Source organism: Pantoea sp. PNT03, assembly GCF_014852515.1.
Classification (GTDB): domain Bacteria; phylum Pseudomonadota; class Gammaproteobacteria; order Enterobacterales; family Enterobacteriaceae; genus Pantoea; species Pantoea leporis.
The window spans coordinates 343,438-363,312 of the sequence record NZ_JACVBT010000005.1 but is presented as its reverse complement, the minus strand read 5'-3'; the positions used below and the strand labels follow the sequence as shown (position 1 = coordinate 363,312).

The window sequence follows — 19,875 nt, the reverse complement described above, 5'->3', positions numbered from 1 at the left end:
ATTAGGGCTCCTGCTCTTATGCTTGAGGGAAATCGTTCCCTAAGCATAGCAGCAGGCTCGCTCACCGGGCGGTGAGCGAGTCGCGCAGATTACTGGGCGAGCCAGTCAGTGATTTGCTGCTGAATACCGGCGGCATCCAGCTGATAATCCTGACGTACTTCTTCCTGCGTGCCTTGTGGGATGAACTCATCCGGCAGGCCGAGGTTGAGCACCGGCACGCGCAGGCGTTTTGCCATCACGTACTCATTGACGCCGCTGCCGGCGCCGCCTTTGATGGCGCCTTCTTCCAGCGTAACCAGCGAATCGTGGCTGGCCGCCAGCTCGGCAATCAGTGCTTCATCGAGTGGCTTCACAAAACGCATATCCACCAGCGTGGCATTCAGCGCTTCCGCAGCGGCAGCGGCTTCTGGCAGCAAAGTACCGAAGTTAAGGATCGCCAGCTTTTCGCCGCGACGCTTCACAATACCTTTGCCCAGCGGCAAGCTAGCCAGCGGTTCCAGCGTTGCGCCGGTGCCGGTACCGCGCGGGTAACGCACCGCACTTGGGCCATCCTGATAGTGATATCCGGTGTAAAGCATCAGACGACATTCGTTTTCATCGCTTGGCGTCATGATCACCATCTCTGGCACGCAGCGTAAGAACGCGATATCAAATGCGCCCTGATGAGTTTGACCATCCGCGCCGACAATGCCGCCGCGATCAATAGCAAACAGCACCGGCAATTTCTGAATGGCGACATCGTGGATCAGCTGATCGTAGGCGCGCTGCAGGAAGGTCGAGTAGATCGCCACAACCGGTTTGTAACCACCAATCGCCATACCCGCCGCGAACGTTACCGCGTGCTGCTCGGCAATCGCCACATCAAAATATTGCTGCGGATAGTCGCGTGAGTAGCTCACCATGCCCGAACCTTCGCGCATCGCTGGCGTGACCGCCATCAGGCGCGGATCGTCAGCCGCCATTTCGCTTAGCCAGTTGCCGAAAATCTTCGAGTAGCTTGGTAAGCCTGGCACGCTTTTCGGCAGCGCTAAGCTGGCGGGATCGAACTTCGGTACCGCATGCCAGGTAATCGGATCTTCTTCCGCCGGGGCGTAACCTTTGCCCTTTTTGGTCATGATGTGCAGGAACTGCGGACCTTTCAGATCGCGCATGTTCTTCAGCGTGCTCACCAGCGTCAGCACGTCGTGACCATCTACCGGGCCGATGTAGTTAAAGCCCAGCTCTTCAAACAGCGTACCCGGCACCACCATGCCTTTCAGGTGCTCTTCTGTGCGCTTCACCAGCTCTTTAATCGGCGGCAAACCGCCCAATACACGCTTGCCGCCTTCGCGCAGGCGTGAATAGGTTTTCCCAGAGAGAATCTGTGCCAGACGATTGTTGAGTGCGCCCACGTTCTCGGAGATCGACATCTCGTTGTCGTTGAGGATCACCAGCATATCCGGCTTGATGTCACCGGCGTGGTTCATGGCTTCAAACGCCATGCCGGCGGTGATCGCGCCATCGCCAATAATACAGGCGGTGCGGCGGCCTTTGCCTTCACGTTCGGCGGCAACCGCCATGCCGAGCCCGGCGCTGATCGAGGTGGAGGAGTGACCTACGCTCAGCACGTCGTACTCACTCTCACCGCGCCACGGGAACGGATGCAGGCCATTTTTCTGGCGGATGGTGCCGATACGATCGCGGCGTCCGGTCAGAATTTTGTGCGGATAGGCCTGATGGCCCACGTCCCACACCAGATGATCAAAGGGGGTGTTATAAACATAATGCAGCGCCACTGTTAGCTCGACGACGCCCAGACCCGATGCAAAGTGGCCGGAAGATCGGCTCACGCTATCCAGCAGATACTGACGCAGTTCGTCACACAGCTCCGGAAGTTTTTCTTTCGGTAATAAACGTAATTCCTGAACCGTGTTGGCTAACGCCAGTGTCGGGTATTTTGCAATATCAAAACTCATCAGAGACTCATTATGAAAGTTATTTATCGCGTTCAATTATGAAGCTTGCCAGCGCTTGTAAGGCGAGTGTGTTGTAAGACTGTGCCGCCAGAATATCGAGCGCGCCGAGCGCCTCTTGATAAAGATCCCAGGCTTTACTGCGGGCATTTTCCAGCCCCATCAATGAAGGATAGGTGCTTTTACCCAATGCCTGATCCGCGCCCTGTGTTTTTCCTAACACGGCGGTATCGCCGACCACATCGAGGATGTCGTCTTGTACCTGAAACGCCAGTCCGATGGCATTGGCGTAGGTATCCAGTAGCGGCATCGCGGCGCGGCCACGATCGCCGGCGGCTAATGCGCCAAGACGTACCGCGGCGCGAATTAACGCGCCGGTTTTATGGCGGTGAATCTGTTCCAGCTGCGCCAGATCGATGCTTTTGCCTTCCGCCGCCAAATCCAGTGCCTGACCGCCGCACATGCCTGCCACGCCGCTGGCCTGCGCCAGTTCGGAAATCATCGCAATACGCGCGTCGGCGCTGACGCCGGGCATCGGCTGATCGGCCAGAATCGAAAAGGCCAAAGTTTGCAGAGCATCGCCGGCGAGAATCGCCGTGTCTTCACCATATTTAATATGGCAGGTTGGCTGCCCGCGGCGTAACGCATCGTCGTCCATCGCCGGCAGATCGTCATGAATCAGGGAATAAGCATGGATGCATTCCACGGCCGCAGCCGGCACATCGAGGCTGGCGGCATCGGCCTTCAGCATTTCGCCTGTTGCGTACACCAGAAAGGGACGCAGACGCTTACCGCCTAATAATGCCCCATACTCCATGGCATTCACCAGAGGAGAACTCTGAAAAGGAAGTGGATCTATTAAGCGCGTCAATGCCTGGTTAACGCGTTGATGGTAAGCGCTCAGCAGTTTAGCGAAATCCATTACTCATTTTCCGGGGTAAAAGGGGCGAGGGCGGCATCTTTCTCATCGCTAAGCAGAATTTGCACACGCTGCTCTGCCTGCTGCAGGGTTTGCTGACCGGTACGTGCCAATTGTACGCCGCGTTCAAATTCGTTCAGCGCCTGCTCTAACGGCAGCTCGCCACTTTCCAGGCGGCTGACAATCTGTTCCAGCTGCTCTAATGCGCTTTCAAAACTGGCAGGCGCTTCGGCTTTTTTCGGCATAATCAGTGTCGACTCACAGGTTAGGAGATCATCTTGCAATCGGTCATGGTAGCTGACGAGGATTAATTAGCAAAATAATGAATGTGATGAAGGTTGCTTAAAGCAGTCACCCGGCAAAGGTGATATACTTTTGCGCCTCGGATGCGGGGGCTCCTGAATTAACCCGCAATTATATGATTTTAACAGTTAAGTGCCGATGCTTTTAGCACTTATTTGTCCAAACGAACCCCTGTCGCCATGAAGTTTATCGTCAAGCTGTTTCCAGAAATCACCATCAAAAGTCAGTCGGTGCGTCTGCGCTTTATCAAAATTCTCTCCAGTAGCATTCGTAATATTCTGCGCACCGTGGATGAAGAGATCAAAGTCGTGCGCCATTGGGACCACATTGAAGTGCGTTCAAAGAATGAGTCGCTGCGCGAGACCCTTGTCACCGAACTGACGCGCATTCCGGGCATTCACCATGTGCTGGCGGTGGAAGATCGCGCCTACACCGATATGCACGACATCTTCGAGCAGACGCTGGTGCTGAACCGCGAGCGTCTGGAAGGCAAAAGCTTCTGCGTGCGCGTCAAGCGTCGTGGCAAGCACAGCTTCAGCTCGCAGGACGTAGAACGCTACGTTGGCGGCGGCCTTAATCAACACATCGCCAGCGCGCGCGTGCAGCTCAATCGCCCGGAAGAAACGGTGAATCTGGAGATCGACGACGATCGCCTGTTGCTGATCACCGCACGCTATGAAGGCTTAGGCGGATTCCCGATTGGTACCCAGGAAGATGTTCTGTCACTGATTTCCGGTGGTTTCGATTCTGGCGTGTCGAGCTACATGCTGATGCGTCGCGGCTGCCGCGTGCATTACTGCTTCTTCAACCTTGGCGGTGCGGCACACGAGATTGGCGTGCGCCAGGTTGCACATTACCTGTGGCAGCGCTTTGGTCGCTCACACCGCGTACGTTTCGTAGCGATCAACTTCGAGCCGGTAGTCGGTGAGATTCTGGAGAAAGTGGACGACGGCCAAATGGGCGTGGTGCTGAAGCGTATGATGGTGCGTGCGGCGTCGATGGTAGCAGAACGTTACGGCGTGCAGGCGCTGGTGACCGGCGAAGCGCTGGGCCAGGTTTCCAGCCAGACGCTGACCAACCTGCGTTTGATCGATAACGCCTCCGATACGCTGATCCTGCGTCCGCTGATCTCCCATGACAAAGAGCACATCATTGATGTGGCGCGTAAGATCGGCACCGAAGATTTTGCCCGCACCATGCCAGAATATTGCGGCGTGATTTCGAAAAGCCCAACCGTTAAAGCGGTGAAGGGCAAGATCGAAGCGGAAGAGCAAAACTTCGATTTCGAGATCCTTCATCGCGTGGTGCAGGAAGCCAGCAACGTCGATATCCGTGAAATCGCCGAGCAGACGGAAGAAGAAGTGGTGGAAGTTGAAACCGTTGACTCCTTCATCAGCAACGACGTGGTGCTGGATATCCGTTCGGCCGATGAGCAGGAGGCGAATCCGCTGATCGTCGAAGGCGTTGAAGTGAAAACTCTGGCGTTCTACAAACTCAGCACCCAGTTTGGCGACCTGGACCAGAGTAAAACCTGGCTGCTGTATTGCGATCGCGGTGTGATGAGTCGCCTGCAGGCGCTCTATCTGCATGAGCAGGGCTTCAAAAACGTGAAGGTTTATCGTCCATAAGCGATAAACCGTAGCGGCGCGATGAATCACGCGTATTTCATGCGGCATCAGCGTTGCAGTGAAATGCGCAATTAATTGCGCCGCTACAATCATGTGCAGCTTGTTGTAACAACGTTACCGCTCTTCAAACTCCTGATAATTATAAATCCCTGCTGCTAACACCAGCTGTGAAGCCACTTCACGCGCGGTCTCTTTATCCACCAGCAAATCAATCAGCTTCAACGCAAAATCCATTGCGGTGCCCGGTCCCTGGCTGGTCAGCAGATTAACGCGCGGATCCCACACCACGCGGCGCTCCATCCATTTGCTGTCGGGAATGGTGTCACGCAGGCCGGGAAAACCGGTCATATTGCCGACCGGAAACAGATCGTGCGCGACCAAAACCGTGCCGGGCGCGGCACAAATCGCCGCCACAATCTTGCTGGAGAGATGGAACTGGCGCACGGTTTCCACCAGCAGCGGGCTGTCGCGGAAGGTCTCCGCGCCTTTCAAACCGCCGGGCAGCACAATCGCGTCGTAGTCGTTATCCGCCACCTCAACCAAAGGCGCATCCGCCAGCAGCCGCACGCCGCGCGAACAGACGATCTCACGCGTGCCATCGCTCTCCACGCTGGCGGTGGTGACGCTTAATCCGCCGCGTACCAGCAAATCGATAGTGGTGACCGCTTCGGTCTCTTCACTTCCATGTGCCAGGCAAACCAGAACCGATGCGTTCGCGCTCATAGTGGGACTCCTTACGTTTAATCAGATCGTACAAACGGGTGTTTTCCGGCAGTGAAATGCCCTGCGCGCGGGCGCGACGCAAAAGGTAGCCGGTGATGTAATCAATTTCGGTCAGACGCTGCGCGCGCACATCCTGCAACATTGATGAGGTATTGGCGGCGGTGCTATCGATCACGTCGTAAATGATGTCGCGCAGATTATCCACCGCCATGTGCTGGCCTTCGCGTTCCATCACCCAGGCGATCTCTTCGCACAGCAGCGCGACTTGTTCCGGCCAGGCGCGCAGCGCCCCGTTTTGGCAATCGTGCTCGACAGTCATCGGATTGATCACGCAGTTGATTGCCAGCTTGCGCCAGCTGGCGGCGGCGATGTTGTCATGCCAGGCCACATCCGGCAGCGCCTGATGCAGAATATCAGCGATATCGCTGAGTGCGGCGCTCTCACGATTAGCAGGGCCGATATGGGTGATGCCGTGCGCAATATGCTTAATCACCGTGCCGTCGCGCATTGCCGCGTGCGTGGTGATGCCGCGCAACAGCGGCTGACGCAGATCTTTCAGCTCTTCCAGCGTTCCCATGCCGTTATGCAGCAGCAGAATTGGCGCGTGCGTCGGCAGCACGCTTTGCAGATTTTTCACCGCAGGTGAAACCTGTGGCGCTTTGAGCGTCACCAGTAACAGCTGGCTTTCGGCGAGGAACAGCGGATCGTTGGCAATAAAGGTGTGATTGCTCACCTCGCCTTGCGGATCGACTACGTTGGCTGAGCAATAGGGCTGCGGTACACGTAACCAGCCCTGCACCTCATGTCCCTGACGGGCGAGAGCGGCGAGCCAAATTTGACCTAAGGCGCCACACCCCAACACGGTAATTTTCATTTTGCCTCCCGTGGGCGGGTTCCTGTTTTCACGTTACGGGTAAGTATAGCTTTCCGCGTATCGTGTTTTATTAGCGCCACAAGACGCGTATTATGCATGTCACTTTAGTATCAGGAGAAGAAAAGATGCCATCTTTCGATATCGTTTCCGAAGTCGAATTGTCGGAAGTGCGAAATGCCGTGGAGAATGCGAACCGCGAGATCTCAACTCGTTTCGATTTCCGTAACGTGAGTGCAACCATTGAGCTCAACGAAAAGAACGAGACCATCAAACTCAGCAGCGAATCTGATTTCCAGGTCAAACAGCTGGTGGATATTCTGCGCGAAAAGCTGCTGAAGCGTGGCATTGAAGGCGCGGCGATTGAAGTGCCAGAAGAGATCGTGCACAGCGGTAAAAACTGGTCGGTGGAAGCCAAGCTGAAGAAAGGTATCGAAAGTGATATCGCGAAAAAGCTGGTGAAGCTGATTAAAGACAGCAAGCTGAAAGTGCAGACGCAGATTCAGGGTGAAGAACTGCGCGTAACCGGTAAGTCACGCGACGACCTGCAAGGTGCGATGGCGCTGGTGCGCGGTGGCAACCTCGGTCAGCCTTTCCAGTTCAAAAACTTCCGCGATTAATCGCGTTTGTCGCGCGCCGCACGACGATAAAGCGTGCTGCGCGCGACGCCTAAGGCTTCCGCCGTTTTACTGATATTACCATTGAAGCGCTGCAGCGTTTCGCTGATCAACCGCCTATCATGACTCTGCCGATCGGACTGTGGCTGCACCGCCGCACGCTGATACTCTGCCGGTAAATGCACTTCTGTCACTTCTTCACCTTCATCCGCCAGTGCCAACAGCACGCGTAACAAGCTGCGCAATTGCCGCACGTTGCCCGGCCACGGCAGCTGCGCCAGAGCCGTCAACAGCGCAGGTGAGAGCTGAATATCGCGATCCGCGCCGCCCAGCTCCAGCCATAAACGGCTGATAAAGCCCTCTACTTCCGGCCAGGCGCGCAGCGGCGGAATGGTCATCGAGAATTCCTGCAGGCGATAGAGCAAATCTTCGCGGAATTCGCCTTCGGCCACGCGCTGTGCCAAATCGCGGTGCGTGGCGCTGATCACCGCGAAATTCACCGGCCAGCTGCGGCTGGATCCGAGCGGCGCCACCTCTTTCTCCTGCAACACGCGTAGCAAGCGGGTTTGTAGTGCCAGCGGCATATCGCCAATTTCATCAAGGAACAGCACGCCGCCATCCGCTTCACGGATTTTGCCGATGTAACCATTCTTGCTCGCGCCGGTGAACGCGCCGGGTTGATAGCCAAACAGCTCAGATTCAATCAGCGCTTCGGGGATGGCCGCGCAGTTAATGGCAACGAATTTGCCTTCGCGCCAGCGGCTTTGCTGATGCAGTGCGCGGCTGACATACTCTTTGCCGCTGCCGGTTTCGCCGTGAATGCACAGTGAAACGCCGGCATTGAGCAGCCGCACCATCTTCTCGCCATCGCGGCCCAGCGAGAAAGGCAGCTCGCTGGCGGGTTCACTCGGCGTGGCAAAATGGCTGCGCTGCGGTGCTCGCAGGCGAAAATAGTAGCGCTGCGTAGCGTAATCGAGCGGAGCGGGAATGCTGTTGGCGTGCTGCTGCTGTTGCGGAAACAGTTGTTGAAAGGTCACGCTGCCGAGTTGCCCGACGCTCAGCGCCAGCTCGCGCATCGCCAGACGATTGGCGGCGGTCAGGACGTTATCCGAGAACACCAGCAGCAGTTCATCGCTGGTATCAATACCCTGCGGCTGCAGATGCAGGCTCATCAACCATTGCTGCGGGTGCAGGCTCTGCTTCACCCACAAATATTCGATCTGTTTCGCCGCAGCTTTCACCCAGCTAAAGGTCTGCGGATGCGGGAAGTGCGCCGGGCCGGAAATATCCAGCACGCCAGCAATCTGACCGTTGGGCATTTGCAGCGGCATCGCCGCACAGTACAAACCTTGATTGAGCGTCAGGAAGTGCTGATGACCTTGAATCTCGCAGCCATCATCAATCGCCAGCGCGGTGCCAATCGCATTGGTGCCACGCCCGCATTCACTCCATAAATTACCCGGCGCCAGCGCATAACGTTGGGCTTTTTCCAGCGAGGGCATATCGCCAAAGGTATTGAGCACCAGACCGGTGGCATCCGACAGAATCACCACCGATTGCTTCTCGGCGAGTTTCTGCGCCAGCTGTTTGATCACCGGCTGAGCGAACTGCTGCAGCCCGGCATTGCTGGCGAGTACATCGGCCAGTTCACCCTGGCGAACACGCGGAAAATCATCGGCGGTGCGATCGAGGCCATACAGCTGGCTACGGAACCAGGAGTCGCTTAATAGCGGATTGGCGTTAACGGCAGACGCGGATGGATGTCCCTGCATTGATGACCTCATGCCCAAGCGAAAGTGTTGCGACATTGTAGCGGGTCGGTTTCTGTACTGTTGCGATACGCAACACAGATGGTGAACTTTTCTGCACAACATAGCCAGGTCATGTTGTGCGGCGGCTCTTAACTTAATGATGATATTGGTTTTTTAATGAAATATCGTCTGATGAAAAAAGCTGGCACGCCCGCTGCAATAGCTCCTCTGACAGCACGTTTTCTGGAAGGCGACTGAGCCTTCAGAATATCTGACCCTACATAAAGGAGTTTGCGATGCGTTATGCACATCCCGGTACGCCCGGCGCTTTGGTTTCATTCCAGGCGATTTACGGCAACTACATTGCGGGCAAATTCGTCGAGCCGCTCAGCGGCCAATACTTCACTAACACCTCGCCAGTGGATGGCAGCGATATCGCGCAGTTCCCGCGTTCGGATGCGCGCGATATCGATTTAGCGCTGGATGCGGCGCATCAGGCGGCCGATGCCTGGGGAAAAACCAGCGTGCAGCATCGCGCCAACATCCTGTTGCAGGTGGCGGATCGCATTGAGGCCAATCTCGAAAAACTGGCGGTAGCGGAGAGCTGGGATAACGGTAAACCGATTCGCGAAACCCTGAACGCCGATCTTCCGCTGGCGGTGGATCACTTCCGTTACTTCGCCGGTTGCCTGCGTGCGCAAGAGGGCAGCACCGCGGAGATCGATGAAACCACCGTGGCATATCACTTTCATGAACCGCTCGGCGTGGTTGGGCAAATCATTCCGTGGAACTTCCCGCTGTTAATGGCGGCGTGGAAACTGGCGCCAGCGCTGGCGGCGGGCAACTGTGTCGTGCTGAAACCGGCGGAACAGACGCCGCTGGGCATTACGCTGCTGATGGAGATGATTGGCGATCTGTTCCCGGCTGGCGTGTTGAATGTGGTGCAGGGCTTTGGTCGTGAAGCGGGTGAAGCGCTGGCGACCAGCAAACGCATCGCCAAAATCGCCTTCACCGGTTCAACGCCGGTGGGGCGCCACATTATGGCCTGCGCTGCTGAAAACATCATTCCCTGCACCGTCGAGCTGGGCGGCAAGTCGCCGAATATCTACTTCGCTGATGTGATGGATGGCGAGGACGAGTTTATTGAGAAGGCGGTGGAAGGGTTAGTACTCGGTTTCTTCAATCAGGGTGAAGTTTGTACCTGTCCGTCGCGCGCCTTGATTCATGAATCGATCTACCAACCCTTTATGGATCGCGTGATGGCCAAGGTGGCGAACATCCGTCGCGGCGATCCGCTCGATAGCGACACCATGATTGGTGCACAGGCTTCACGCCAGCAATTCAATAAAATCCTGTCGTATATCAACATCGCACGCGACGAAGGCGGGCAAATTCTCACCGGTGGCGATCGCGCCAGCATGGCCACCGAGCTGAATGATGGATTCTACATTCAGCCGACCTTAATCAAAGGAACCAACCAGATGCGCTGTTTCCAGGAGGAGATTTTTGGGCCGGTGATTGGTGTTACCACCTTTAAGGATGAGGCAGAAGCGCTCGCCATCGCCAACGAAACCCAGTTCGGTCTTGGTGCGGGCGTGTGGACGCGCGATACCAATCTGGCTTATCGCATGGGACGCGGCATCAAAGCCGGGCGCGTCTGGACCAACTGTTATCACATCTATCCCGCTCACGCGGCATTCGGCGGTTACAAGCAGTCGGGTGTAGGCCGTGAGACGCACAAAATGGCGCTCAGCGCCTATCAACAAACCAAAAATCTGCTGGTTAGCTATGGCACCGCGCCTTTGGGCCTGTTCTAAGTCCGCATCCGTTCAAATGGAGAGTGAAAGATGAATATGCAAATCAAAACCACCATGAAAGCCGCTGTTGTGAAGGCTTTTGGTGAACCGTTAGTGATTGAGCAGGTGCCGGTGCCGCAGGTCGGGCCGGGGCAGATTTTAGTGAAAATTGCGGCTACCGGCGTGTGCCATACCGATCTTCACGCGGCCGAAGGCGACTGGCCGATTAAACCCAATCCGCCGTTTATTCCGGGCCACGAAGGTGTGGGCCAGGTTGTGGCGCTCGGCGAGGGCGTTAAGCACCTGAAAATGGGCGATCGCGTCGGTGTGCCATGGCTCTATTCGGCGTGCGGTCACTGCGAACACTGTCTCGATAGCTGGGAAACGTTGTGTCTGTCGCAGCAAAATGCCGGTTACTCAGTGAATGGCAGCTTCGCGGAATACTGCCTCGCCGATGCCAACTATGTCGGCATCATTCCGGATAACGTCGATTACAACGAAATCGCGCCAATCCTCTGTGCCGGCGTCACCGTGTATAAAGGGCTGAAAATGACCGACACCAAACCCGGCGATTGGGTGGTGATTTCCGGTATTGGCGGTTTAGGGCATATGGCGGTGCAGTACGCGGTTGCCATGGGTCTGAACGTGGCGGCGGTGGATATTGATGATGAGAAACTGGCGTTCGCTAAACGTCTCGGTGCCAGCGTGGTGGCGAATGCGAAAAATGTCGATCCGGCCAAGGTGTTCCAGGAGAGTTTTGGCGGTGCGCATGGCGTGCTGGTCACGGCAGTTTCACCGAAAGCGTTCGAACAGGCGATTGGTACGCTGCGTCGTGGCGGCACCATGGTGCTGAACGGTTTGCCGCCGGGCAAATTTGATCTGTCGATTTTCGATATGGTGTTGGACGGCATTACGGTGCGCGGTTCCATCGTCGGGACGCGCAAAGATCTGCAGGAAGCGCTGGATTTCGCCGGTCGTCACAAGGTGAAAGCCACCGTAGCGGTAGAACCGCTGACTAACATCAACGATATCTTCGCGCGGATGCACGCTGGCAAGATTGAAGGACGCATCGTGGTGGATATGTCGCTGTAACAAAAAGCCCGACGCGATGGTCGGGCTGGACACTTAGCAACTGGCGAGCAGCGCTTCGAGTTCGACGCGGCTCGTCACTTTACTGTCGATTTTGATGTAAGCACTTTTCTCTTCTGGCACGATAAACACCGACGCCACGCCGGGCTGCGCTTTCAAACGCTTCTCCAGATTCGGCACCGCCAGCACCGCATCGCTGAGCATAATGCGCAGGCTGCTGACGTAAGGCGGTTCCTGCATCGACATCGCCACAAACAGCCAGGCAGCCGCGACAATCGCACCGACCAGGAACACGGTTTGAGCATCAACATGACCATAGATCCATCCGCCCATGCTGCCGCCAATCGCCACACCAATGAACTGGCTGGTGGAGTAGATGCCCATCGCGGTGCCTTTGTAGCCCGGCGGCGACTCTTTGCTGATCAGTGATGGCAGAATCGCTTCCATCAGGTTGAAGGCGAGGAAGAACAGCTGCACACCAATCACCAGCGTCCAGAAGTGGCCTGCCGCGCCCCACAATACGATTTCTGCAATGATGATGATCGCCACGCAGCCGACAAACACGCGCTTCATGCGGCGCTTCACTTCGGCATAGATAATGAAAGGCACCACGGCAACAAAGGCCACCAACATCGTCACCAGATAGACTTTCCAGTGCTCGGCCGCCGGTAAACCGGCTTGTTCAAACTGTCCCGGCAGCGCCACGAAGCTCGACATCAGCAGAATGTGCAGGCAGAGAATGCCGATATTCAGTTTTAACAGTTTTGGATTGGTCAACACCGCGCGGATACTGCCTTTCACCATGCCGGATTCGCGGTTCAATACGTGGTTTGGTGCGTTCGGCACCACTAATAAGGTGATGACGATGCCAAGCGTCGCGAGGATGGCGATCATCCAGAACAGCGCGTGCAAGCCGAGTGCGTGGGTGACAATCGGGCCAACTACCATCGCAATAGCAAAAGTGACGCCGAAGCTGATGCCGATAAACGCCATCGCCTTGGTGCGGTTTTGTTCACGGGTTAAATCTGACAGCAACGCCATTACCGCAGCGGCAATCGCGCCGGAGCCTTGTAACGCGCGGCCTAAAATCACGCCCCAAATGGTGTCGGAGGTGGCGGCGATGACGCTGCCGAAAACGAACAGCAGCAGCCCGCCAACGATCAGCGGCTTTCGGCCGACGCGATCGGAGAGCAGACCAAAAGGAATCTGGAAGATGGCTTGTGCCAAACCATAGATACCGATTGCGAACCCAATCAGTGTTTCACTGGCGCCCTGTAACGCCATGCCGTACGTGGTGAGTACCGGCAAGACCATAAACATTCCCAGCATGCGCAGGGAAAAAACGGTACCTAAACCCCATGTAGCACGAAGCTCTACTGGCGTCATTTTATTGTCGTTCATGTTTACCTCAAAATTATACTGCGCCCATTTTAGGCAGCAGGGCAGGGCGGGTAAAACATTTGTTCTTAAGCAGTGGTAACAAAAAGAAAGGGCGCGAAATTCGCGCCCTTTCTGGTTTTGCGGAGCTGAATTACCAGACGTAAGTCAGTAAATCTTTCGACGCTGGCGTCATGAAATCAACGGACATCATCACGCTCAGAGCGGTGATAGCGACAATCGAGAACACAAACAGTTTACGCGCCCAAACTTTATCGTTTGAGGTTTTGTAACCTGAAAGCGCCATGCCGAGCCACCACACGCTAACGGCCGCAGCCACCACCAGATATTTGTAGCCCGCGTAACCGCCAAGGGTCAGCATCAGCGTGGCAATCATGAACGCCAGGATATATAGCGTAATATGATTTTTTGCCACCGAAATGCCTTTCACCACTGGCAGAACCGGGATGTTGGCTGCCTGGTAATCTTTAAAGCGGAAGATGGCAATCGCATAGGAGTGCGGCATCTGCCACAGGCTAAAGATAGCCAGTAAAATCAACGCGCCAGCATCAAACTGGTTGGTCACTGCGCAGTAGCCAATCACCGGCGGCGCAGCGCCAGAGAGACTACCAATCAGCGTGCCGTAGACAGAGTTACGTTTCATATAGAGGCTATAAACGCCTACGTAAACCACGAAGCCCATCACCGCCAGCCACATGGCCAGCGGGTTAGCGCCGAAATACAGCAACGCAAAGCCAGCAATACCCAATGCGGTTGCATAAACCAGGCTTACTTTCGCCGAGATCAGGCCTTTGACCAGAACACGGTTCCGCGTTCTCTCCATTTTGATGTCGATATCGCGGTCAATCACGTTGTTGAAAACACAACCTGATGCGACAACCAGCGATACGCCAACCAGCGAGGCGAGAAACAGGGTGTAATCAATGCTGCCTTTCGAAGCCAGCAGGAATCCACCGATCACAGAAATTAAATTGCCGAAAATAATTCCTGGTTTTGTTACTTGCAGGTATTGCTTAATCATTACGCGACTCTTTAGTGGGCCATCATGTTGTAGTTGAGGTTCCACATAATCCACAGTGACCCTACGACAACAATCAAGATGATGAGTGCTGAGAAGACAATGGCCACCATGTTCCAGCCACCTTCTGATTTGCTGTCTAAGTGCAGGAAGTAGACCAGGTGAACCAGCACCTGAACTACCGCACACACCAGAACCACACCCAGAATAGTGCCGTGTGAAGCGCCGCCATCCATGACCATCCAGAACGGAATACCGGTCAGGATGATAGAGAGGACGAAGCCGATCATGTAAGACTTCACGCTACCGTGAGAAGCGCCATGTTCGTTAACAGAATGACTCATTACATGGCTCCCATCAGGTAGACAACGGTGAATACGCAGATCCAAACCACATCCAGGAAGTGCCAGAACAAGCTCAGGCACATGATACGGGTGCGGTTGGTTGCAGTCAGACCACGTTTAGAAATCTGGAACATCATCACTGCCATCCAGATCAGGCCAGAGGTCACGTGCAGACCGTGCGTGCCAACCAGCGTAAAGAACGCTGACAGGAAGCCGCTGCGATCAGGACCGAAGCCTTCTTTGATCAGGTGATGGAATTCATAGATTTCCATGCCGATAAAGCCAGCACCGAACAGGAAGGTCAACGCTAACCAGCTGATGACCGAGCCCTTGTTCTGGTTGTTCATCGCAATCACTGCCATACCATAGGTAATGGAGCTGAGCAGCAGCAGCGCGGTTTCGACCAGAACGAACGGCAGTTCGAAGATGTCTTTACCTGCCGGGCCACCGGCAGTGTTATTGACCATAACTGCATAGGTCGCAAACAGGGTTGCGAAGATAATGCAGTCACTCATCAGGTAGATCCAGAAGCCAAAGACTTTATTGGCTCCTGCATCGTGATGCCCATGCTCCGCATGGGCGTCGTGGTGGTGTTTTGCAGTTTCAGTTGACATTATTTCAGACCTGCTTTGCTGATTTCGTCAAAGTGCTTCTTCTCGATCTGCTCGACTTCAGCAACCGGTACGTAGTAATCCACGTCTTCATCGAAGCTCTTCACAATCCAGGTGACGATAGTGCCCACGAAGGTGAGGCCAGCCAGCCACCAGATATGCCAGATCATGGCGAAACCGAACACAGTCATCAGAGCCGCGATAACAACAGCTGCGCCACTGTTTTTCGGCATATGAATTTCTTCATATTTTTCTGGCTGCTTGTACGCTTCGCCTTTCTCTTTCATTTCCCAGAACGCATCGCGCTCATGGATATGCGGGATAACAGCAAAGTTGTAGAACGGCGGCGGTGAAGAGGTTGCCCACTCCAGCGTACGTCCACCCCACGGGTCACCGGTCAGATCACGGTTCTGGTCGCGGTCACGCACAGAAACGTAGAACTGGGTAACCTGGCACAGGATACCGCAAGCGATCAGCGCCGCACCGCCTGCTGCAACCACCAGCAGTGAGTGGAACTGAGGATCGATGTCCTGGCTGATACGACGCGTCATGCCCATGAAGCCCAGCGCATACAGCGGCATGAATGCCACGAAGAAGCCGATGATCCAGAACCAGAACGCGCGGATACCCCATTTTTCATTCAGCGTGAAGCCGAACGCTTTCGGGAACCAGTAGGTCACGCCAGCCATACAACCGAACACCACACCACCGATAATCACGTTATGGAAGTGCGCGATCAGGAACAGGCTGTTGTGCAGAATGAAGTCCGCACCTGGAACCGCTAGCAGAACACCTGTCATACCACCAATAGAGAAGGTAACCAGGAAGCCGATGGTCCACAGCATCGCTGAGTGGAACTCAACGCGACCCTGATACATGGTGAACAGCCAGTTGAAGATTTTCACGCCGGTCGGGATAGCGATGATCATCGTCATGATACCGAAGAAGGCGTTTACGTTCGCGCCCGCACCCATGGTGAAGAAGTGGTGCAGCCAAACAATGAACGACAGAACGGTAATCGCGATGGTCGCCCACACCAGAGAGGTGTAACCGAACAGACGCTTTTTAGAGAAGGTCGCCGTGACTTCAGCGAAGACACCAAACACCGGCAGAACCAGGATGTACACTTCCGGGTGACCCCAGACCCAAATCAGGTTGACGTACATCATCATGTTACCGCCCATTTCATTGGTGAAGAAATGGAAGCCAAGGTAACGGTCAAGCGTCAACAGTGCCAGCGTAACGGTCAGTACCGGGAACGCAGCGATGATCAGGACGTTAGTACACAGTGATGCCCAGGTGAATACCGGCATTTTGAACAGGTCCATGCCCGGCGCACGCATCTTCAGAATGGTCACGAAGAAGTTGATACCGGTCAGTGTCGTACCGATACCGGACAGCTGGAGACTCCAGATCCAGTAATCGACCCCGACGCCAGGACTGTACTCCGCACCCGAAAGCGGCGGATAAGCCAACCAGCCGGTCTGTGCGAACTCGCCCACACCCAGAGAGATGTTCACCAGGATCACACCGATCGCGGTAAACCAGAAGCTCAGGTTGTTCAGGAACGGGAAGGCAACGTCACGAGCACCGATTTGCAGCGGTACCGCGATGTTCATCAGACCTACCACGAACGGCATCGCCACGAAGAAGATCATGATCACGCCGTGAGCGGTGAAGATCTGGTCGTAGTGGTGCGGCGGTAGTATGCCGGCTTCCCCAGCGGAAGCCATCACTTGTTGGGTACGCATCATTACCGCATCGGCAAAGCCGCGCAGCAACATGACGAAAGCCATGATGATGTACATGATACCCAGTTTTTTGTGGTCAATGGAGGTGAACCATTCTGACCACAGGTACTGCCACTTACCAAAGTAGGTAATCGCAGCAACCAGCGCCAGACCACCTAAGATGATAGCGGCGACCGTAACCACGATAATGGGTTCGTGGTATGGCACTGCATCCAGTGTTAATTTTCCGAACATCGTATTATTCCTCGGCTCCCGCGGAAGCGGCGTGACTCATGTCCATGCCTTTATGTTCTGGCATGTCCATCTTCCCGTGGCTCATCATGAACTTATCAATCACTTGCTTGAACAGTTCTGGATTTGCCGTTGAGAAATATTCCACCGGGTGATTTTCGCTTGGCGTAGCCAGTTTCTCGAAATCATCCATGGTGTTCAGCGCGTTAGGTGCCGCTTTAACTTTGGCAACCCACTGCTGGAATTCCGCATCGTCTTTAGTTGCAATGGCTTTGAACTTCATGCCAGAGAAACCACGACCACTGAAGTTCGCAGAGATACCGTCAAATGTTCCTGGCTCGTTGGCGATCAGATGCAATTTGGTCTGCATACCGGCCATCGCATAAATCTGGCTGCCGAGAGTAGGAATAAAGAAGGAGTTCATCACGGAGTTGGAGGTGATCTTGAAGTTCACCGGAGTGTTTGCCGGGAAGGCAATCTGGTTGACGGTTGCAATACCCTGTTCCGGGTAAATGAACAGCCATTTCCAGTCCAGTGCCACTACGTCGATCTCAACCGGTTTAACGTCAGAAACCAGCGGTTTGCTCGGCTCCAGCGCGTGGGTTGATTTCCAGGTCAAAACGCCGAGGAAGATAATGATCAGGATCGGAATGGTCCAGACCACGGCTTCCACTTTGTTTGAGTGTGACCAGTTAGGGCTATAAGTTGCGTTAGTATTGGTTGCCCGATATTTCCAGGCAAAGAATACTGCCATGAAGACTGCCGGGATAACTACGATCATCATCAAGCCGAAAGCTGTCAGAATCAACGAACGTTGCTCCAGTGCAATCTGTCCTTTGGGATTTAACAACGCACTATCGCAGCCACTGAGTAATACAGCGCCTGCAATTAATGACAAAATCCCCAAACTTTTATTGTATTTACTGAGTCTCATTTAACGACCTCAATGACAAAGGGCTCTATTGTCGTTTAAGTGTGCGCGCATTTTACGGGAAGGTTTATGCAGTGTAAACCAGCTTAAGGATGTGTCAGAAGGCTGTTGACACCTTTTGCTAAGGGTGTCACAGATGTTACGCAGGGTGACAAATTATTAACTGCTACAAGCAGTTGGCATCAATATAACAAAAACCAATGGTAGAAACCGCAGAAAAATCAGGGAAAGTATAAACCGTACTCTTAATACTCATTTATTTAACATTTCTGCATCATTTCGGCGATGACTTTTATACAAAGTAATTGCGCACCGGATTTAAATATTCGCTCGCAGTTGTTAATTTAATGTTTCTAATTCGCTTTAAAAAAAATGCTATTGGGAAAATGAGCAACTGATATTTTTACCCCATTATTTCGTTATGAAAATTGGCTTACTCAACCCAGATTTTCCCGCGCCGCTTTTTTTAATGCCAAACTATCCAAAATAACACCGAGTGCGACCGCCAACAGCGCAAATGCCATGCCGGCTTCAAACATTGGCGTAAGTAGCGCATCAATCTGCACAACGCCGCTGGCGTTAAGGGCTAAAGCCAGTAACCACAAGGCCAGTAAGCCGCAGCCGATGCTAAACAGACGCACCGTCCAGCGGTAACCTTGCGGCCACAAGCTGCGCATCACAAACTCTCCGCTTTGCTGCATGCTATGCAAAGTGCCGCGACACAGCCATAACAGCAGTAATCCCGGTACGCCAGCAAACACGGTGAAAGCATAGAAGGTGGGCCAGCCCCACATTTCGACCAGCCAACCTGCGGCGGGACCGACGTAAACGCGGCCCACGGCGGAGAGGGCAGAGAGCAGTGCGAACTGCGTCGCCGAGAAGGATTTGTTGCACAATGTCATCAGCAACGCGACAAAGGCCGCGGTGCCCATGCCGCCGCACAGGTTTTCAATGAAGACCGCGCTAGCCATGCTCCACAAGTGCGGTGGCGTTACCGCCAGCAACCAGTAAGCAAAATTCGACACCGCTTGCAGCACGCCAAAAATCATCAGGGCGCGGAACAAACTCAGGCGCTGCATCAGCACACCGCCATACAGCGCACCAATGATGGTGGCCAACAAACCCAGCGTTTTGTTCACCAGACCGACATCGCCCGCGCTAAAGCCGACGCCGCGAATCAGGAAGGTGGTGGTGAGCGAGGCGGCAAATGCATCGCCAAGCTTGTAAAGGATAATTAGCGTGATCAGCAGCCAGGCATTGTTACGCTGGAAGAAGTCTTTCAGCGGGAATGTCACGGCCTGGCGTAGCGAGTGCGGTTCGCGCGCTGGCGCCACCGGTTCTTTCGCCAGCAACGTGGCGATCAGGCCCGGCACCATCAGCAACGCCATCAGCCAGTAAGTGGCTTGCCAGCCGAGGTAGCGATCCGCAATCCACAGCGCCAGTCCGCCTGAAATCAACATCGCCAGACGATAGCCCAGCACGGTGATTGCCGCGCCGCTGCCGCGCTCCTCCGGCGGCAGCACATCGGTTTTCCAGGCATCAAACACGATATCCTGTGAAGCCGAACAGAAGGCAACCAGCACCGCCAGCGCGGCCAGCAGCGTTAAGTCACGCGAAGGCTGCACAAAGCCCATGGCAATAATGCCGCCAATCAGCGCCAACTGCGTGACCAGCAGCCAGCCGCGACGGCGGCCAAGAAACGGTGGCGTATAGCGATCCATCATCGGCGACCACAGGAACTTAAACACGTAAGCCTGACCGACAAGGGAGAAGAAACCGATGGTTTTCAGGTCAACATTCTCTACCGTCATCCACGCTTGTAACGTCCCGGCGGTTAACGCCAGCGGTAAGCCTGAGGCAAAACCCAGCAGCAGCAATACCGCCGCATTACGTTGGGTAAAAATTCGCAGATAGTGAGATGTCATAGCCAACCTGAAATGAA

17 protein-coding genes are annotated in these 19,875 nt (G+C 54.8%); 4 read left to right on the top strand and 13 right to left on the bottom strand.

Annotated elements, in window-relative coordinates:
* Positions 1-89: 89 nt before the first annotated feature.
* From dxs to xseB, 3 genes are read right to left on the bottom strand one after another with little or no spacing between them, the layout of a single operon-like run.
* A complete protein-coding gene (dxs, locus tag IB226_RS18995) occupies positions 90-1,955 on the bottom strand; it encodes a 1-deoxy-D-xylulose-5-phosphate synthase (RefSeq protein WP_101762438.1) in 1,866 nt (621 codons plus the stop codon).
* 19 nt (positions 1,956-1,974) lie between these two features.
* Complete coding sequence (ispA, locus tag IB226_RS18990; RefSeq protein ID WP_101762437.1) at positions 1,975-2,874, bottom strand: (2E,6E)-farnesyl diphosphate synthase; 900 nt, start codon at positions 2,872-2,874, stop codon at positions 1,975-1,977.
* Positions 2,874-3,116: an exodeoxyribonuclease VII small subunit gene (gene xseB / locus IB226_RS18985; RefSeq protein ID WP_101762436.1), complete on the bottom strand. Its 243-nt coding sequence runs from the start codon at positions 3,114-3,116 to the stop codon at positions 2,874-2,876. Before xseB ends, ispA begins: the two co-directional genes overlap by 1 nt.
* Before the next feature lie 237 nt (positions 3,117-3,353).
* Between xseB and thiI the strand changes: the two genes are divergently transcribed.
* On the top strand, positions 3,354-4,802 hold the full coding sequence (thiI, locus tag IB226_RS18980) for a tRNA uracil 4-sulfurtransferase ThiI (RefSeq protein ID WP_110867750.1): 1,449 nt from the start codon (positions 3,354-3,356) through the stop codon (positions 4,800-4,802).
* Positions 4,803-4,916: 114 nt separating this feature from the next.
* Here the strand turns inward: thiI and yajL are convergent, their stop codons facing one another.
* Together yajL and panE are read right to left on the bottom strand one after the other, a co-directional pair.
* Positions 4,917-5,525: a protein deglycase YajL gene (gene yajL / locus IB226_RS18975; RefSeq protein ID WP_192236713.1), complete on the bottom strand. Its 609-nt coding sequence runs from the start codon at positions 5,523-5,525 to the stop codon at positions 4,917-4,919.
* Positions 5,479-6,399, bottom strand: a complete 921-nt coding sequence (gene panE / locus IB226_RS18970) for a 2-dehydropantoate 2-reductase (RefSeq protein ID WP_192236712.1) — start codon at positions 6,397-6,399, stop codon at positions 5,479-5,481. Before panE ends, yajL begins: the two co-directional genes overlap by 47 nt.
* A 125-nt stretch (positions 6,400-6,524) precedes the next feature.
* Between panE and IB226_RS18965 the strand changes: the two genes are divergently transcribed.
* Complete coding sequence (locus IB226_RS18965) at positions 6,525-7,016, top strand: YajQ family cyclic di-GMP-binding protein (RefSeq protein WP_110867748.1); 492 nt, start codon at positions 6,525-6,527, stop codon at positions 7,014-7,016.
* Here the strand turns inward: IB226_RS18965 and IB226_RS18960 are convergent.
* Positions 7,013-8,785: a sigma-54-dependent Fis family transcriptional regulator gene (locus IB226_RS18960; protein WP_192236711.1), complete on the bottom strand. Its 1,773-nt coding sequence runs from the start codon at positions 8,783-8,785 to the stop codon at positions 7,013-7,015. The genes IB226_RS18965 and IB226_RS18960 overlap by 4 nt on opposite strands.
* A gap of 275 nt (positions 8,786-9,060) precedes the next feature.
* Between IB226_RS18960 and IB226_RS18955 the strand changes: the two genes are divergently transcribed.
* Together IB226_RS18955 and adhP are read left to right on the top strand one after the other, a co-directional pair.
* Positions 9,061-10,581: an aldehyde dehydrogenase family protein gene (locus IB226_RS18955; protein WP_192236710.1), complete on the top strand. Its 1,521-nt coding sequence runs from the start codon at positions 9,061-9,063 to the stop codon at positions 10,579-10,581.
* Between the two features lie 30 nt (positions 10,582-10,611).
* Complete coding sequence (adhP, locus tag IB226_RS18950; RefSeq protein ID WP_137385269.1) at positions 10,612-11,652, top strand: alcohol dehydrogenase AdhP; 1,041 nt, start codon at positions 10,612-10,614, stop codon at positions 11,650-11,652.
* Positions 11,653-11,685: 33 nt separating this feature from the next.
* Here the strand turns inward: adhP and IB226_RS18945 are convergent, their stop codons facing one another.
* The 7 genes from IB226_RS18945 to ampG form a co-directional block, all read right to left on the bottom strand.
* Positions 11,686-13,050: an MFS transporter gene (locus IB226_RS18945; RefSeq protein ID WP_192236709.1), complete on the bottom strand. Its 1,365-nt coding sequence runs from the start codon at positions 13,048-13,050 to the stop codon at positions 11,686-11,688.
* Between the two features lie 130 nt (positions 13,051-13,180).
* Positions 13,181-14,068: a heme o synthase gene (gene cyoE, locus IB226_RS18940; protein WP_008103945.1), complete on the bottom strand. Its 888-nt coding sequence runs from the start codon at positions 14,066-14,068 to the stop codon at positions 13,181-13,183.
* Positions 14,069-14,079: 11 nt separating this feature from the next.
* Positions 14,080-14,409 (bottom strand): cytochrome o ubiquinol oxidase subunit IV, encoded by a 330-nt coding sequence (locus tag IB226_RS18935; protein WP_007886986.1) that lies wholly within the window; start codon positions 14,407-14,409, stop codon positions 14,080-14,082.
* Positions 14,409-15,023: a cytochrome o ubiquinol oxidase subunit III gene (locus IB226_RS18930; RefSeq protein WP_007886985.1), complete on the bottom strand. Its 615-nt coding sequence runs from the start codon at positions 15,021-15,023 to the stop codon at positions 14,409-14,411. Before IB226_RS18930 ends, IB226_RS18935 begins: the two co-directional genes overlap by 1 nt.
* Positions 15,023-17,005, bottom strand: a complete 1,983-nt coding sequence (gene cyoB, locus IB226_RS18925; RefSeq protein ID WP_192236708.1) for a cytochrome o ubiquinol oxidase subunit I — start codon at positions 17,003-17,005, stop codon at positions 15,023-15,025. Before cyoB ends, IB226_RS18930 begins: the two co-directional genes overlap by 1 nt.
* 4 nt (positions 17,006-17,009) lie before the next feature.
* The gene (gene cyoA / locus IB226_RS18920) at positions 17,010-17,936 is read right to left on the bottom strand and encodes a cytochrome o ubiquinol oxidase subunit II (protein ID WP_101762426.1); all 927 of its coding nucleotides are present in this window, start codon (positions 17,934-17,936) and stop codon (positions 17,010-17,012) included.
* Positions 17,937-18,370: 434 nt separating this feature from the next.
* Positions 18,371-19,858: a muropeptide MFS transporter AmpG gene (ampG, locus tag IB226_RS18915; RefSeq protein WP_192236707.1), complete on the bottom strand. Its 1,488-nt coding sequence runs from the start codon at positions 19,856-19,858 to the stop codon at positions 18,371-18,373.
* Positions 19,859-19,875: the final 17 nt, after the last annotated feature.

Coding starts and splice junctions, on each gene's coding strand:
- dxs (WP_101762438.1), bottom strand. CDS start 1,955: ATGAGTTTTGATATTGCAAAATACCCGACACTGGCGTTAGCCAACACG.
- ispA (WP_101762437.1), bottom strand. CDS start 2,874: ATGGATTTCGCTAAACTGCTGAGCGCTTACCATCAACGCGTTAACCAG.
- xseB (WP_101762436.1), bottom strand. CDS start 3,116: ATGCCGAAAAAAGCCGAAGCGCCTGCCAGTTTTGAAAGCGCATTAGAG.
- thiI (WP_110867750.1), top strand. CDS start 3,354: ATGAAGTTTATCGTCAAGCTGTTTCCAGAAATCACCATCAAAAGTCAG.
- yajL (WP_192236713.1), bottom strand. CDS start 5,525: ATGAGCGCGAACGCATCGGTTCTGGTTTGCCTGGCACATGGAAGTGAA.
- panE (WP_192236712.1), bottom strand. CDS start 6,399: ATGAAAATTACCGTGTTGGGGTGTGGCGCCTTAGGTCAAATTTGGCTC.
- IB226_RS18965 (WP_110867748.1), top strand. CDS start 6,525: ATGCCATCTTTCGATATCGTTTCCGAAGTCGAATTGTCGGAAGTGCGA.
- IB226_RS18960 (WP_192236711.1), bottom strand. CDS start 8,785: ATGCAGGGACATCCATCCGCGTCTGCCGTTAACGCCAATCCGCTATTA.
- IB226_RS18955 (WP_192236710.1), top strand. CDS start 9,061: ATGCGTTATGCACATCCCGGTACGCCCGGCGCTTTGGTTTCATTCCAG.
- adhP (WP_137385269.1), top strand. CDS start 10,612: ATGAATATGCAAATCAAAACCACCATGAAAGCCGCTGTTGTGAAGGCT.
- IB226_RS18945 (WP_192236709.1), bottom strand. CDS start 13,050: ATGAACGACAATAAAATGACGCCAGTAGAGCTTCGTGCTACATGGGGT.
- cyoE (WP_008103945.1), bottom strand. CDS start 14,068: ATGATTAAGCAATACCTGCAAGTAACAAAACCAGGAATTATTTTCGGC.
- IB226_RS18935 (WP_007886986.1), bottom strand. CDS start 14,409: ATGAGTCATTCTGTTAACGAACATGGCGCTTCTCACGGTAGCGTGAAG.
- IB226_RS18930 (WP_007886985.1), bottom strand. CDS start 15,023: ATGTCAACTGAAACTGCAAAACACCACCACGACGCCCATGCGGAGCAT.
- cyoB (WP_192236708.1), bottom strand. CDS start 17,005: ATGTTCGGAAAATTAACACTGGATGCAGTGCCATACCACGAACCCATT.
- cyoA (WP_101762426.1), bottom strand. CDS start 17,936: ATGAGACTCAGTAAATACAATAAAAGTTTGGGGATTTTGTCATTAATT.
- ampG (WP_192236707.1), bottom strand. CDS start 19,858: ATGACATCTCACTATCTGCGAATTTTTACCCAACGTAATGCGGCGGTA.